This is a genomic window from Sulfitobacter aquimarinus, assembly GCF_040149565.1.
GTDB lineage: Bacteria > Pseudomonadota > Alphaproteobacteria > Rhodobacterales > Rhodobacteraceae > Sulfitobacter > Sulfitobacter aquimarinus.
Window position 1 is genome coordinate 315154 of the sequence record NZ_JBEFLO010000003.1, and the last position, 15763, is coordinate 330916.

Below are 15763 nucleotides of genomic sequence, written 5' to 3' on the forward strand. Positions count from 1 at the left end.
GGCCATGTCTCTTGCCCTGTCCATTCTTCCCCTGTTGATGATCATCGTGTTCGGCTATGGCTTGGCCAAGTCAGGCATCATCCCGCGCAGCAGCTGGAGCCCGATTGAAACGCTGTCGTTTCGCGGATTGATCCCCGCCACGCTGGTGCTGGCCATCGCGCAATCGGATCTGTCGTTGGAGAGGTTCGGCGGGTTCGGCATTACGCTGGTCGGGACATTGGTGGTGCTGACGGGCGCCGCATTGGCCTTGCGCCTGTTGCCGCAAACAAAGCTGGGCAACCCTGCGTTCACGTCCCTGTTTCAGGGCAGCATCCGTTGGAACGCCTTCGTCGCCCTTGCCGCCGCCGAGCAGTTTTTGGACGGGGGCCTTGCCGTGATGGCGGTCGCCATTGCGGTTCTGATCCCGATGATCAACATCACCTGTATCGTGGTCTTGGCCAGTTTCGGACCATCCAAAGCCAGCGTTGGAAAAGTGCTGAGCACGTTGATGCGCAACCCGTTGGTACAGGCTTGTGCGGTTGGGCTTACTCTCAATATCGGCGGGTTTTCCCTGCCGCTGGCTGTGGCGGATACACTGGACATGATCGGGCGTGGGGCGCTGGGCGTGGGGCTGATGGCTGTGGGGGCGGGGATCAGTCTGCGGCGGTTGCAGCGTCTGGACTGGCGCGTTTGTCTGGGCGCGTTCATGCGCCCTGTTGTGGCGTCATCGGTCTTTGTCGGTTTGGGGATGTGGATGGGCTTGCCGCCTGTGCAGATCTTTGCGGGGGTTCTGGTTTTTGCAGCTCCTGCCGCGGCCAACGGCTATATCGTGGCCAAACAGATGGGCGGGGATGCCGATCTTTATGTGGATATCCTGACGTGGCAAGTGGTTCTATCGCTTGTCGCGCTGCCGCTTTGGGCGCACGTCCTGCTTTAGAAACGCAGCACAAGGCCGTGCTTTTCATGGCCTGAAAACCCGACCTTTTCATAAAACCCTATCGCGCCACGGGCAGTTCCTGTCATCAGCATCAGCTTGTAGGCGTCCTGTGTGCGGGCATGATCGACGCAGGCCGTCATCACCGCCCGCCCCATGCCGGTGCCGCGATGGTCAGGGTCGGTCACCACATTTTCAATAAGGCCGTAGGGCCGCCCGCCCGAGGTCATGTTCGGCAGCAGATGCAGCGTGAGCATCGAGACGATCTGCCCCGCACTCTCCATCCCGAAGACGGTAGTGCCCGGGTGGCACAAGACGGCCTCGAAGGCGGTAGGGTCGGCGCTGACGGGGACGGGATCGCGGGTCAGGATGCGGTACAGTCGCAGCGCCGCTGCGAAATCATCAGGGGTGAGCGGGCGGACAGCCACAGGCGGGGCTACCGCCGCCCTTCGCGCAGCCACGCAGCGGTGATCAAACCCGCGCTGAGCAACAGGACAAGCCACGCAGGCAGGAGGGGCGTCTGTATCACATCGCGGGTCTCGTATGCGGCACGCGGCGTCAGTCCGATCCACCCGCGCCCTGCTGCGGGGCGCCCTGCACGCACATTGCGAAGTCGGGGCAGCCCGTCTTCGATCCGCACGGTGCCACCGCGCAGCGCCGCGATGGCAGGCTCCAGAATACTGGCATTTGCAATCGTCTCGACAAATTCACGCGGGGCGGCGGGGCCAAGGCCGATCACGCTCAACTGGTCGCCGTTCTCTAGACGGTATAGCCCGATCCCGGAACCGGTGAAGGTTGCCTCAAACCGACCTGGCGCACCGGGCGCCATCGGCAGTTCGGTGGTAGTGCCATCAGGGCTGGTGATGGTGAGCGGGGGAACAGTTTCGGCCAATGTGCGCCGCACGATTCGCATGGTCTGGCCGTCTGCTGTCGCGGTCAGCGCTTCCTCTTCCAGCTCGGGTTCGCCCATCATCCAATGGGCCAGACGGCGCAACAGCTCCAGTTGCGGGCCGCCGCCTTCATAGCCGCGGTTCCACAGCCACGCATGATCCGAAGCGAGCAACGCCACGCGCCCCTCGTCCACACGGTCAAGGATCAGAAGCGGGCGGTCGTCGATCCCCGTCATCACGGTATTGCCCGACGTCTGGTTCACCTCGATCTGGCGCAGCCAGCGACCCCAATCGCCATTCTGCGGCAGCTCGGTCGTGACGGGGTGGCGATTGCCAAGGTCGGCGACCGTGGGGGAATAGGGTTCCTCCATCACGCGGGCGGTGGGCATCGCGGGCATCACAGCGCCAAGCGGCGAGCGGAAGATGCTGTCGGCACTGGCAAAGTCGGGCCCCGCCGAGACCAGAACAGCGCCGCCTTTGCGCACGTAGTCGGCGATGTTTTCAAGGTACAGCGCGGGCAGAATACCGCGCCGTTTGTAGCGGTCAAAGATGATCAGATCGAAGTCGTCGATCTTCTCCATGAACAGCTCGCGTGTAGGGAAAGCAATCAGCGACAGCTCGGACACGGGCACGCCGTCCTGTTTTTCGGGCGGGCGCAGGATGGTGAAATGCACCAGATCAACCGAGCTGTCGGATTTCAGAAGGTTGCGCCATGTGCGTCCGCCTGCGTGCGGCTCACCACTCACCAACAACACGCGCAGGCGGTCGCGCACACCGTTCATCTGGATGACAGCGGCGTTGTTGCGGTCCGTCAGCTCGCCTTCTGCCTGCGGCAGAGAAAAGCGGATCACGTTGCGCCCGCCGTGGGGCAGGGTCACGGGCAATTCGAGGTCTTCGCCAATGGGCACGGTAAAGCGCTGCGCGGCGTCGCCGTCGATCGAGATATCAAGCTCGGTAAACTCTGCCCCCGCAGGGGCGGCCCCCAGATCGTCGATGCGCAGGGTCAGCACCACAGGCTCCCCTATGATGGCAAAGGCAGGGGCACCAACCACGCTCAGGCGGCGGTCCCAATCGGTTTGCAGCCCGCTAAGGATGACATGGAAGGGGGCGGGCAGGTCAACGGGCAGGTCCGCGTCATGCACGCGCCCGTCCGTCACGGCCAAGACCCCTGCCACCCGCGCACGGGGTTCTTCGGCAAGGGCGTCTGACAGGGCGCTCATCAGGCGGGTTCCGGCGTCGCCCTGCCCGTCCAGAACGGGAATGCGGCGCAGTTCGGTGTTGGGGCGTGCCTCGATCTGCGTGGCAAGCCTGTCTGCGGCCGTCACGGTTTGGTCCGCCCGATCCCCAAGGCGCTGGCTGGCGCTTTGGTCTTCCAGCATCAGAACAATATCGCTGAGGGGGGCGCGGTCTTCTTGTTGGAACGAGGGACCGCTGAGCGCGGCCAGCACGACCAGCCCCGCCAGCCCGCGCAACGGCCAACCGCGCAATCCGCGCAGCAGCGCCAACACCACGCCGATGGCGGCGATGACGGCAACCATGACTAACAAGGGCCAAGGGACCAACGGGTCAAATACGATACTGGATGTCATTGGCCCAACCTGTCCAAAAGCGCAGGCACGTGAACCTGATCCGATTTGTAGTTTCCGGTCAGCACATGCATCACCAGATTAATGCCAAAGCGGTAAGCGATCTCGCGCTGCCGCTCTCCGCTATAGCCGCGCCCGACGGGCAGCAGTGGTCCGCCGCGACTGTTCACAGCCCATGCCGCCGCCCAGTTGTTGCCGCCAATTACCACCGGCGTCACGCCGTCATTCAGGTTGCGAAAGGGCATCCCTTCGACCTGTTCGCTATTAGGGTCTGCTTTCTCGACCCAGACATCGCGGCTGTTGTGACGGCCGGGGAAATCCTGCAGCAAATAGAAGGTGCGCGTAATCACATGATCGCTGGGAAGCGGCTCTAACGCGGGGATATCCAGCGGCGCGGCGAGGTCTTGCAACTTGCGGCCATTCGGGCTGGAGGCGCCGAACCGCGCCGTATCCGCGTCGCGGGTGTCAAACAGGATCATCCCGCCCGAACGCAGATAGTCGTTCAGCTTTGCATATGCGTCGGCCGAAGGCGTCGGCTGGCGCGGGGTGATGGGCCAATAGAGGATCGGGAAAAACGCCAGTTCGTCGGTCTCGAGGTTGACGCCCGTCGGGGCAGAAGGCTCGACCGAGGTGCGGAAGAACAAAGTGTCGCTTAGGCCCGTCAGTCCCGCAAGTGCAACCTCATCCACTTGGGCATCGCCCGTAATGATATGCCCCAGCGTGAGTTCGGATGTCGCGGTCAGCGCAAACTCCTCCTCGGCGGTTTGGGCATCGACTGGGGGGGCGATCAGAAAAAGGGCTGCAATTGCGGCGGCAGTGGCGTTGCTGCGGCTCAGCAAACGGCCCGACAGCGCAAGGGAGGCAACAACATCAGCCAGCAAAAGCAGGATCGCAAGGCTGAGCAGCCAGCCTGCAACGGGTTGTTCAGGGGCCACAGCAAAGCCGCGCACGGGCACATCTGCGGGCCAGCTTGCGGGGGTCAGCTCGGTGTCGGCAGTCGTCACGTTGCGGGCCAGTGTGCGGTCGCCAGAGGTATACAGACCCGGGGGCAGCATCGGCCCTGCCGCGTCCACAACCAAGGCCGGCCCCGCCACGCCCGGTAAAGTGTCTGCGTCCGACAAGACGCCGAACCCGTCCAGCACACGGCGGGGTATCCATGTGGTGCCCTCCAGCGCGTCTGGCGTGGCGCTGGCGGCAGAGGAGGCAATGGCTAACCGCTCCAACATCTCTACAAACAGACCCGACAGGGGCAGCGTGGACCATTCGGCCGTCGCCGTGACGTGAAACAGAACGATCTGGCCTTGGCCTACGGTCTTGCGGGTGACCAACGGGGTGCCATCGCTGAGGGCGGCAATCACACGGGTTGCCAGCGTCGGGTCAGGCTGCGCCACGACCTGTGCGCTAACGGTGACATCATCGGGAATGGTCAGGCCAAAGAAGGGCGAATCGTTCGAGAAAGCCGAGAGCGATTTCGGTTCGCCCCAGCTCATTGCGCCGCCGACGCTGCGGCCACCTGCGCGCAGGCGCACGGGCATCAGGGGGTCTTCGTCCACGCGGGAAATGTCGCTTGCCGCGATACGCGGACCTGCAAAACGCACCAGCATCCCGCCCTCTTCAATCCAAGTGGTCAGAGGGGTCGCCTCGGCAGTGGACAGCGTGGCCACATCGGCCAGAACGATCACATCAGGATTGGCAGGCAGCGCATCGGTCAGCGAGCCTCTTATCAGATCAGCCGTCGGTTTCAGCGCCTGTTCGATATAATGCAACGGCGACAACAGCTCCAACACTTCGCGACTTTCGCGGGAGGCAATCAGCGCGACCTCGCGCCGCTGCAACCCGTCATCGCTGAGCGCGGTAGCACCGGCTGAGCGCCCGCCCGCAATGTCGAACCGTGTGATCCGCGCCCGCAATTCGGACGGCAGGACAAGGGCGGCGGTGGCCTCGGTTGTGCCTTCCTCGAACACGGCGGGAACTGTGGCGAGGATGCGGGCATTGCCAGCGGGATCGCGGCCTTGGGCCTGAAGGGTCACTTCGCGTGCTTGGCCTGCCACGGCGCGCAATACGCGAAGCTGGATCGCGCCTTCATCATAGGTGGGGGGCAGGATTGCCATGACGTTTGCAGCCGTTTGATAGGCTTCGACGGTGCCGCGGCTCTGCAAGACCGCCAACAGATCGTCACGGCCTGCATAGGTCAGCGCATCGCTGAACCAGACGGTGTCAAAGCTGCCCGCGTCTGCAAGCGCAGCCTGCGCGGAGGCCAGCATATCGGCGCTGGGTTGCCACGGCGCCGGCACAAGGCCCGCCAATCTGCTGCGCCAGACATCGGCGGACTGGAACACGGGCGGCTCGGGCCTTGTGAGGGTCAGGAAGCCGACAGTGCGGCCAAGGCGGCCAGCGCGGGCCAGCTGCGCCTCGATCGCTTCTTGTTGCTGGGGCCAGCGGGTCGCCCCCGCCCACGTCCCGTCCAGCACGAACAGCAGCGGACCATCGCCATCGGCCTTATCCGTTTCGGGGTTCAGCACGGGGCCCGCCAGCCCGACAATGATCGCCGCAACCGCCAGCATCCGAAGTAGCAGCAGCCACCACGGTGTGCGGTCCGAGACTGTCTCGTCGTCCTTGAGGCCGAGCAGTAGTGCAACACCCGGAAAGCGGCGTTTGATCGGGGCAGGCGGCACCGCACGCAGCAACAGCCACAGAATTGGCAACAGGCCAAGCGCCAGCAACAGCCACGGCGCCGTGAACCCGATCCCGCCCAATGCCATCATGCCGCCACCGCCCGCGCATCCAGCGCAGCATACAACCACAACAGACCCGCCTGCGCGGTGCTGTCAGTATGATGCACCCCGTATTGCCATCCCGTCAGCGCACAGAGCGATTGCAGCTCTGCCTTGCGTTCGGCCAGTCGCTCAAGATAGCGGGCTTTCAGGTCATTGGCTTTCAGCGTCTCATGGCTGAGCGTGCCGCCCATGCTTTCGAATATGGTGCGTCCGGTGAAGGGGAATGCTTCCTCGGACGGGTCAAGCACGTGCAGCAGCACACCGCGCACGCCGCGATCAGCGGCTTTGGTCAATGCGGTGCGCACCCCGTCGATGTCCCCCATGAAATCCGAAATGAACACAGCCCGCGCATGGGGGATCATGGCGCGGTGTTCGGGCGGTGCGTAATCGGCCGCATCGTCGCGGCAAAACATCTGCGCCAGCGCCATAATCTGCGGACGGCCCGCACGGGGCGGAAGCTCGGTCCCTGTCAGGCCCACGCGCTCCCCCCCACGGTTGAGAAGGATAGCGGTGGCCAAGGCCAGCACACGGGCGCGGGCGATCTTTTGCGGCAGCGCGTCTGACGAGGCGAAGCGCATCGAGGCCCCCTGATCGACCCACAGCATGACCGACTGCGCAATCTGCCATTCGCGTTCGCGCACAAATTCGGTGTCGCCCATCGCCGAGCGGCGGTGGTCAATGGCACGGCGGCTGTCGCCAATCTGTGCGGGGCGGTATTGCCAGAAATCATCCCCCGCGCCTGCACGCCTGCGCCCGTGCGCGCCCAACAGGACGGCACCGGCCAGATGCTCGGCCCGCGCCAGCAGAGCAGGCAGGGCGGCGGCCTCGGCTTCCGAGGCCGCGCGAAGGCTGAGGGGATCACTCATGCAACGGCGGCTTTGGGAGAGGCGAGCGCGGTTGCTGTTTCGTCAATCAGTGCGGTCAGGCTGTCGCCGCGTGCGCGGGCGGCAAAGTTCAGCGCCATGCGGTGCGTCAGCACAGGGCGGGCCATATCGATCACGTCCTCGGCAGAGGGGGCAAGCCGCCCCTGCAACAAGGCCCTCGCCCGAACAGCCAACATCAAAGCCTGCGCCGCACGCGGGCCGGGACCCCATGCCACGGTTTCTTTGACACGCGCACTTGCATCTTCTTCGTCGGGGCGGAAAGCGCGGACCAGATCAAGGATCATCTCAACCACCGAATCGCCCACGGGCATCCGGCGCAGCAGGCGCTGGGCGTCCAGCAACTCACCCGAGGTGAAGACCTCGACCGATTCTGCCTCGGCCTCGCCAGTGGTGGCGATCAGGATGTCACGTTCGGTGTCGCGGTCAGGATAGTCGATGTCGATCTGCACCAGAAAACGGTCAAGCTGCGCTTCGGGCAGGGGGTAGGTGCCTTCCTGCTCAATCGGGTTCTGCGTGGCGAGAACGTGGAACGGTTTCCCCAGCTCGCGGTTTTGGCCCGCGACGGTCACTGTCTTTTCCTGCATCGCCTGCAACAATGCGGATTGCGTGCGCGGGCTGGCGCGGTTGATCTCATCCGCCATCAGAAGCTGGCAAAATACCGGCCCCTCGATGAAGCGGAAACTGCGGGCCCCCTTTGCATCCGTCTCCAACACTTCGGAGCCGAGGATGTCGGCTGGCATCAGGTCGGGTGTGAACTGCACGCGCTTGCCGTCCATGCCCATGACGGTGCCAAGCGTTTCTACCAACCGTGTCTTTCCCAGACCCGGCAGACCGACCAGCAAGCCGTGCCCACCGCACAGCAAAGCGGTCAGCGTCAACTCGACCACGCGGTCCTGACCGATGAAGCGAGCGGTGATGGATTTACGCGCCTGCCCCAGCTTTTCGCCCAAGGCTTCGATCTGTTCGACCATGTCTTCCGCTGCTTGTGTGTCCGCTTGGGTCATGACTTCTCCGCTGTGCAGGTTATATCCGTATCATGCAAGTGTATCTCGATTAGAGGGAATGGCAAAAGTAATGAGCGGACAAAAAACTGTGACACCGTCAGCGGAAAGCCTTGCGGCGTCGATAAAAGCCACAAAAACACGCGGATTGCCGCCGGTAGAGACGTGGAACCCGCCGTTCTGCGGCGACATCGATATGGAAATCCGCCGCGACGGGACGTGGTTTTACGAAGGAACGCCCATCGGGCGGCAGGGATTGGTCAAGCTTTTCGCCTCGATTCTGATCCGCGAAGAGGATGACTATTTTCTGGTCACGCCCGTCGAAAAGGTTGGTATCCGCGTGGCGGATGCGCCCTTTGTGGCTGTGGACTTTGAGGCATCCGGGGAAGGAACGGCCCAGCGGCTGACTTTCACCACCAACCTTGAGGACATCACCGTCGCGGGCGAAGACGCTCCGTTGCGGTTTGTCCGTGATCCCGACAGTGGAGAGCCATCGCCCTATGTACGTGTGCGCCGCAATCTTGAGGCGCTGATCGACCGCAAAAGCTTTTACCGTTTGGTTGATCTGGGCGTGCACCATGACGGCTGGTTCGGGGTCTGGTCGGGTGGTGCGTTCTTTGGCATCATCCCGTCGGAAGACCTGCCAGCCGAGGATTGATCCCCACATGAAACCCGCCGCGAACCTGAGCCACCTTTGGCCCGAACTCCCCTATCTGGACCGGTTCGATGCGGCGTCCAAAGCGGGCTTTGCGGGGGTGGAGGTGTTGTTTCCCTACGACATCCCCGCAAAAGACACCCAGCGGGCTTTGCTGCGCGGCGGGTTGGAGATGGTGCTGATCAACGCGCCGCCGCCGAACTACACCGGCGGGGCGCGGGGGTTTGCTGCGGTGGCGGGGGATGAGGCGCGGTTTGCCCATGATATGCGCCGCGCGGGTCGCTATGCGCAGGCGCTGCGTGTGCCGATGATCCACGTGATGTCGGGCGTGGCCCGTGGCGACGCTGCGCGCGATGTGATGATAGACAACCTTAAGGCCGCAGCGGAGGCGGCGCATGAGGGTTTGACCCTGACGATCGAACCGCTGTGCCCGCAGTCGCAGCCCGAGTATTTCCTGAATGATTACGGGTTGGCGGCCGAGATCATCGCCGCAGTTGATGCACCGAACGTGAAGCTGCAATTCGACAGCTATCACGCGCAGATGATCCACGGGGATGCGGTGCAGGTGTTCGACACCTACCGCGACATCATCGCCCACGTGCAAATCGGCGATACGCCCGAGCGCGGCGTTCCGGGAAGTGGGGATGTCGATTTTGCAAACCTTTTCGGGGTGATGCGGGACGGCGGGTATGACGGGTGGGTGAGTGGCGAGTATACGCCCGGCCCTGACACGTGTGCGACTTTGGACTGGATGCGCATGGTCTGAGCGCGAAAGAGGACCAGCCCCCATCGTCCCCGAGGGGACGATCCCCCCGGAGAATTTATGGCCAGCAAAATAGGGCTAGTGGGCTTCTGCCCAGTTAGAGCCTGTGCCTGCATCGACGCTTAGCTTTACGTCGAGTTTCACGACGGGGTCGGAGGCGTTTTCCATGATCGTGCGGGCGGCTGTGATCAGGTCGTCTTCGGCGCCTTTGTCGACTTCGAACAGCAGCTCGTCGTGGACCTGAAGCAGCATTTTTGCGGGCAGGTGGGCGATGGCATCGGGCATTCGGATCATGGCGCGGCGGATCACATCGGCGGCTGTGCCTTGAATTGGTGCGTTGATTGCGGCGCGGGCGGCGAAGCCCGCGCGGGGCCCTTTTGAGGCGATCTCGGGGGTGTGGATTTTGCGGCCAAAGAGGGTTTGGACATAGCCGTGCTCTTTTGCGAAGGCTTTGGTGTCGTCCATATAGGTGCGGATGCCGGGGAAGCGCTCGAAGTAACGGTCGATGAAGCCTTGGGCCTCAGCGCGGGGGATGCGCAGGTTGCGCGCAAGGCCGAAGCCCGAGATGCCGTAGATGACACCGAAGTTGATCGCTTTGGCTTGGCGGCGGATGTCCGGGGTCATCTCGTCCAGCGGCACGTTGAACATCTCGGACGCGGTCATGGCGTGAATGTCGAGGCCATCTGCAAAGGCCTGTTTCAGCGCGGGCAGGTCGGCGATATGGGCCAGCAAGCGCAGCTCGATCTGGCTGTAGTCGAGGGCGACGAGGGTTTTGCCCTCGGGGGCGACAAAGGCCTCGCGGATGCGGCGGCCTTCTTCGGTGCGGATCGGGATGTTTTGCAGGTTGGGGTCTGTGGAGGAAAGGCGACCTGTGGAAGCACCCGTAATGGAGTAGGACGTATGCACGCGGCCCGTGTCGGGGTTGATATGGGTTTGCAACGCGTCTGTGTAGGTTGATTTCAGCTTGCTCAGCTGCCGCCAGTCAAGCACGCGGGCGGGCAGGTCATGTTCGGTCGCGAGGTCTTCGAGCACGTCGACGCCCGTGGCATAGGCGCCTGTTTTGCCCTTTTTGCCGCCTTCGAGGCCCATTTCATCAAACAGGATTTCGCCCAGTTGTTTGGGCGAGCCTACGTTAAAGCTGCGGCCAGCGAGCTCGTGAATTTCAGCCTCAAGCCCCGCCATTTTCTGGGCAAAGGCGTTGGACATGCGGCTGAGGGTGTCGCGGTCGACAGCGACGCCGTGGCGTTCCATTTGCATAAGGACTGGGACGAGGGGGCGCTCCAGCGTCTCGTAGACGCGGGTTGTCTGGGCGCGGTGCAGGCCGGGTTTGAGGTGCTGCCACAGGCGCAGGGTGATGTCGGCGTCCTCGGCGGCATAGGGGACGGCGTCGGCCATGGGCACCTTGTCGAAGGTGATCGCGGACTTGCCAGAGCCAAGCAGCGGTTTGATCGGGATCGGCGTGTGGTTGAGATACCGCTCGGACAGGGTGTCCATGCCGTGGCCGTGCAGGCCCGCGTTCATGGCGTAGGACATCAGCATCGTGTCGTCGAAAGGGGTTACCTCAATCCCAAGCTGCGCAAAAATCTTGGCATCGTATTTCATGTTCTGCCCGATCTTCAGGATCGCGGGATCGCGCAGCATCGGCGTCAGCATCTGCAAGGCTTCCTCAACCCCCATCTGCCCCTCGGCCAGATCATCCGAGCCGAACAGGTCGTCCCCACGGTTGGCTTTGTGGAGGAGCGGGATGTAGCACGCCTCGCCCGCCTCGACGCACAGGCTGATGCCGACCAAGTCGGCAGTCATGTCATTCAGGCCCGTCGTCTCAGTATCGACGGCGACGTAGCCACGGGCGTATATCTTGTCGAGCCATGTTTGCAGGGTCGCGGCATCGCTGACCTGCGTGTATTTGGCCTGGTCAAACGGCACGGCTTCGATCTGGGGCACATCGGCGCTGGGCGCTGGTTCGGGGATGGCGGGGGCCTCGACCTTGAGCGTATCTGCGATGCGTTTGGTGAGTGTGCGGAACTCCATCTCTGACAGGAACGCCAGCAGCTTTTCGGGGTCGGGGTCGCGGACCTCCAGATCATCGAGGGTGAAGTCCAGCGGGGTCTTGTCGTCCAGCAGCACCAGCTTGCGCGACAGGCGGATTTGATCGGCATTGTCGATCAGGGTCTGGCGGCGTTTGGGTTGTTTGATTTCCTCGGCACGCTCCAGCAGGGTGTCCAGATCGCCGTATTCGTTGATCAACAGGGCGGCGGTTTTGATGCCGATCCCCGGCGCACCCGGCACGTTATCAACCGAATCACCTGCGAGTGCTTGCACATCCACCACGCGCTCGGGGTAGACGCCGAATTTGGCATGCACGCCGTCGCGGTCGATGTGGTTGTTTTTCATCGCGTCGAACATCTCGACCCCGCCACCGACCAGCTGCATCAGGTCCTTGTCGCTGCTGATGATCGTACAGCGGCCGCCCGCCTCGCGGGCTTGAACGGATAGGGTGGCGATGATGTCGTCGGCCTCGTATCCCTCTTTTTCTTCGCAGGCGATGTTGAAGGCATGGGTCGCTTCGCGGGTCAGCGGTATCTGCGGGCGCAGGTCTTCGGGCATCGCCTCGCGGTTGGCTTTGTACTGGTCGTACATCTCGTTGCGAAAAGTGTGGCTGCCTTTGTCGAAGATCACCGCAACGTGGGTCACGTCACTGCCTGCGTTCCCTTCCACATAGCGTTGCAACATGTTGCAAAAGCCCGACACCGCGCCAATCGGCAGCCCGTCGGATTTGCGCGTCAGTGGAGGCAGCGCGTGATAAGCGCGGAAAATAAACGCCGATCCGTCGATCAGGTGAAGGTGATGACCTTTGCCGAATGCCATTGTCTCGTGCTCCTCATGTACGCTGGCCTTCCTTTTGCCACGCCACAGTCAGAGCCGCCAGACAAGAAGGTTCAGACTTTGCCTTCAAAACCTGCAAGAATGTATTTGCAGTCACAATAGCCGCATTCAACCCAGCCTTTGTCGGCAGGGATTTGAAGCCAGACGCGGGGATGGCCCAACGCGCCGCCACCGCCGTCACAGGCCACGCGGTTGGATGTCACGATGCGGGTTTCAGGTGCATTTGCGGTCATGTCAGGCCCTTTGATCGGGGTGGAAGGATCCGTGCTGTTATGACCAATGCCGCAGGCGCGGGCAAGGGGCAGGCTGTGCCAAACGCGGATCAGAGCCGTACCGGGACCGAATATGCGTACCCCAAATGGGGTAGTGGCCTGCCGAAATCGGGGATTCGACCAGTTTTTGCGCCCAATTTTCGAACAATTGGTCAGATTATGTTTGCGGTGGGTGCAGGGTACGCGGCATCCTGATCCCATAGAGAGACCTGTTTTAAAGACCTATTTTAACCCCGATCTTCTTGAACCCTTAGGGGGATTGGCCCGATGTTCATTAAAGACGCCCAGCGCTCCCCAGCCTGTGCAACAAGTCATCATATTAGGTGCTTGTTCCGCGGTGAATTGACTGCCAATCGCTGGTTCGACCAGCACCCCTGAGGGCTATTTACCCCGCCGTATCAGGATCGCAGAACCGACAGGTGCCAAAAAGTGGTTCCCGTCCCGTCTTGCACTGGATACAAAGCGGCAATGCCTTTCCCCTGCCGGAGCTTGCCGCCAATGTCTTTGCCCAAACCTGTTGTCCTTTGCATTCTTGATGGCTGGGGCATTGGCGCAGTGAAAAGCGGTGATGCGCCGTTTCTGGCGAAGACGCCGAATATGGACCGGATCACAGCCGAATGCCCCGCGTCGACGTTGATTACTTATGGTCCTGACGTGGGCCTGCCCCGCGGGCAGATGGGCAATTCCGAGGTTGGGCATACCAACATCGGTGCAGGCCGTGTGGTCGCCATGGATCTGGGCCAGATTGATCTGGCGATCGAGGAGGGCAGCTTTGCCACCCATGCGCCGATGCAGGATTTTATCGCAACGTTGAAAGACAGCGGCGGCACCGCGCATCTGATGGGCCTTGTGTCGGGTGGGGGTGTGCATGGTCATATCACGCACCTGATTGCCGCCGTGCAGGCGCTGGATGCGGCGGGTATTCCTGTGGTGATCCACGCGCTGACTGACGGGCGTGATGTGGCACCGCAATCGGCGCTGGCCGATATGGCGGTACTGCAGGACGCCCTGCCATCGGGGGCACGGATCGTAACTCTGGCGGGCCGCTACTATGCAATGGACCGCGATAACCGCTGGGACCGCGTCTCGCTCGCGTATGAGGCTATTGCGCAGGGGCAGGGCGACGCCGCCGCCGACCCGCGCAAGGTGATCGAGGAGTCGTACGCCGCTGACATCGTGGACGAGTTCATCAAACCCAGCGTTATTGGCGACTATGCGGGCGCACGCGACGGTGACGGCTTTTTCTGCCTGAACTTCCGCGCTGACCGCGCGCGCGAGATTATGGCCGCCCTTGCCGCGCCCGCCTTTGACGGGTTTGACCGTGGTCGCGCAGTGCATTGGGCCGCCGTGATGGGCATGGCCGAATACTCGACCCAGCATGCCGAGTATATGACTACGATGTACCCCAAGCCCGAGATCATCAACACGCTGGGTGCATGGGTCGCAGCAAAAGGCCTGCGCCAGTTCCGTGTGGCCGAGACCGAGAAATATCCTCATGTCACCTTCTTCCTCAACGGTGGCGCAGAGGCCCCCGAGGCGGGCGAAGAACGCGCCATGCCAAAGTCGCCCGATGTCGCCACCTATGACCTACAGCCCGAAATGTCCTGCGCCGAGGTAACCGCCAAGCTGGTCGCCGCGATCAAGGCGCAATACGATCTGATCGTGGTGAATTTCGCCAACCCCGATATGGTCGGCCACACAGGCGATCTGTCAGCTGCGATTGCCGCCTGCGAGGCCGTGGATGCGGGCCTTGGCCAAGCATTAGAGGCGTTGGAGGGTGTTGGCGGTGCGATGATCGTGACCGCCGATCACGGCAACTGTGAAATGATGATCGACCCTGAAACAGGCGGGCCGCACACGGCGCATACGCTCAACCCTGTGCCGGTGGTTGTGGTGGGCGCGCCCGCGGGCGCGGGCTTGCGGGCAGGGCGGCTTGCTGATCTGGCACCGACCGTTTTGGCGCTCATGGGGCTTGATCAACCGCCCGAGATGACAGGGCAAAGCCTGCTCACATGATCTGGCGCACGCTTCTCTTGATGCTGGCCCTTGCTGGCCCTGCGACGGCCCAAGGCGATGCGGCGGCGCAGGCGCGTGCGGCTGTGACCATGTTGGAGGACGCGTCAGAAAAGCTGGATGCCGCAGACGGGGCGCGTGACCGTGTTCGTGCCTTGACCGAGACGATACAGGCGTTCGAGACCGGTCTGGCCGCAATGCGCACGGGCCTGCGACAGGCCGCGATCCGCGAATCTCAGCTTAGCGCACGGCTGGATGCCCGCGACAGCGAAGTGGGCCAATTGCTGGCTGTGTTGCAAAGCATCGGCACCGATAATCCTACAGCGTTGCTGCATCCTGATGGGCCGACTGGCACGGCGCGGGCGGGGTTGCTGTTGGCTGAACTCACTCCCGCATTGAACCAGCGGGCCGAACAACTGCGCCGTGATCTGGAGGATGTGCAAACCCTGCGGACCCTGCAAACCGATGCCGAAGAACGCCTGCGCAGCAGCCTTGCTGCGGTACAATCGGCCCGCACCGCGCTTAATCAAGCCATGGCAGAGCGGACGCAGCTGCCCAAACGCTTTACCGAAGACCCTGTTTCAACCGCGATTCTGATTGCCTCGACCGAGACGCTGGATGGTTTCGCCTCGGGGCTCAGCGAGATTGTCACCAACGAGGATGTCAACGTCGAGACGCCGGTGAACATCGAAGGCCAGATCGGGCAGCTACCGCTACCGGTGCAAAGCCTTGTTCTGCGCGGCATGAACGAAGCGGACGCCGCAGGCGTGGCCCGCCCCGGTCTGCTGTTGGCCACGCGCCCGCGTGCGATTGTCACATCGCCCACCGCCGCAACGATACGCTATCAGGGGCCGCTATTGGACTTTGGTAACGTCATGATTCTAGAGCCACGCGCCGACACGTTGTTTGTGCTTGCAGGGCTTGGGGTGGTCTACGGTGAGATCGGACAAGTCATTGCCGCAGGCACGCCAATCGGGTTGATGGGCGGAACAGGGGCTGAATTGTCAACAGATGGTGATGGGGCTGGTGCTGCGCGCTCAGAAACGCTCTATATAGAGGTAAGACAGGATAATGTTCCCCAAGATCCCGAATCTTGGTTTCGGACAGACAAGGATGGATAGAT

12 protein-coding genes are annotated in these 15763 nt (G+C 62.7%); 5 read left to right on the forward strand and 7 right to left on the reverse strand.

Annotation, left to right across the window (positions count from 1 at the left end; genetic code table 11):
- Positions 1–4: 4 nt before the first annotated feature.
- The gene (locus tag ABMC88_RS08555) at positions 5–916 is read left to right on the forward strand and encodes an AEC family transporter (RefSeq protein ID WP_349576445.1); all 912 of its coding nucleotides are present in this window, start codon (positions 5–7) and stop codon (positions 914–916) included.
- Here the strand turns inward: ABMC88_RS08555 and ABMC88_RS08560 are convergent.
- The 5 genes from ABMC88_RS08560 to ABMC88_RS08580 are packed head-to-tail and all read right to left on the reverse strand — an operon-like array spanning position 913 to position 8054.
- Complete coding sequence (locus ABMC88_RS08560) at positions 913–1341, reverse strand: GNAT family N-acetyltransferase (RefSeq protein ID WP_349576446.1); 429 nt, start codon at positions 1339–1341, stop codon at positions 913–915. The two genes, ABMC88_RS08555 and ABMC88_RS08560, sit on opposite strands and share 4 nt — an antisense overlap.
- An 8-nt stretch (positions 1342–1349) precedes the next feature.
- Positions 1350–3392: a hypothetical protein gene (locus tag ABMC88_RS08565; RefSeq protein ID WP_349576447.1), complete on the reverse strand. Its 2043-nt coding sequence runs from the start codon at positions 3390–3392 to the stop codon at positions 1350–1352.
- A complete protein-coding gene (locus ABMC88_RS08570; RefSeq protein WP_349576448.1) occupies positions 3389–6154 on the reverse strand; it encodes a DUF4159 domain-containing protein in 2766 nt (921 codons plus the stop codon). The genes ABMC88_RS08565 and ABMC88_RS08570 overlap by 4 nt, the downstream gene beginning before the upstream one ends.
- A complete protein-coding gene (locus ABMC88_RS08575; RefSeq protein ID WP_349576449.1) occupies positions 6151–7032 on the reverse strand; it encodes a DUF58 domain-containing protein in 882 nt (293 codons plus the stop codon). Before ABMC88_RS08575 ends, ABMC88_RS08570 begins: the two co-directional genes overlap by 4 nt.
- Positions 7029–8054, reverse strand: coding sequence for an AAA family ATPase (locus ABMC88_RS08580; RefSeq protein WP_349576450.1), 1026 nt, complete (start codon positions 8052–8054; stop codon positions 7029–7031). Before ABMC88_RS08580 ends, ABMC88_RS08575 begins: the two co-directional genes overlap by 4 nt.
- A 70-nt stretch (positions 8055–8124) precedes the next feature.
- Here ABMC88_RS08580 and ABMC88_RS08585 point away from each other — a divergent pair, with 70 nt between their 5' ends.
- Positions 8125–8709, forward strand: a complete 585-nt coding sequence (locus ABMC88_RS08585; RefSeq protein ID WP_349576451.1) for a DUF1285 domain-containing protein — start codon at positions 8125–8127, stop codon at positions 8707–8709.
- A 7-nt stretch (positions 8710–8716) separates the two neighbouring features.
- Positions 8717–9472, forward strand: coding sequence for a hydroxypyruvate isomerase family protein (locus ABMC88_RS08590; RefSeq protein ID WP_349576452.1), 756 nt, complete (start codon positions 8717–8719; stop codon positions 9470–9472).
- A 75-nt stretch (positions 9473–9547) separates the two neighbouring features.
- On the opposite strand, the gene polA is transcribed toward ABMC88_RS08590, so the two are convergent.
- The gene (gene polA, locus ABMC88_RS08595; RefSeq protein ID WP_349576453.1) at positions 9548–12337 is read right to left on the reverse strand and encodes a DNA polymerase I; all 2790 of its coding nucleotides are present in this window, start codon (positions 12335–12337) and stop codon (positions 9548–9550) included.
- Between the two features lie 71 nt (positions 12338–12408).
- Entirely contained in the window at positions 12409–12588 is a 180-nt protein-coding gene (locus ABMC88_RS08600; RefSeq protein ID WP_349576454.1) for a zinc-finger domain-containing protein, read from the reverse strand.
- Positions 12589–13125: 537 nt separating this feature from the next.
- On the opposite strand from ABMC88_RS08600, the gene gpmI reads away from it, so the two are divergent.
- Both gpmI and ABMC88_RS08610 read left to right on the forward strand, forming a co-directional pair.
- Positions 13126–14643 carry a 2,3-bisphosphoglycerate-independent phosphoglycerate mutase gene (gene gpmI / locus ABMC88_RS08605; RefSeq protein ID WP_349576455.1) on the forward strand — a complete coding sequence of 506 codons (1518 nt, stop codon included), beginning with the start codon at positions 13126–13128 and terminating at the stop codon, positions 14641–14643.
- On the forward strand, positions 14640–15761 hold the full coding sequence (locus ABMC88_RS08610) for a murein hydrolase activator EnvC family protein (protein WP_349576456.1): 1122 nt from the start codon (positions 14640–14642) through the stop codon (positions 15759–15761). Before gpmI ends, ABMC88_RS08610 begins: the two co-directional genes overlap by 4 nt.
- Positions 15762–15763: the final 2 nt, after the last annotated feature.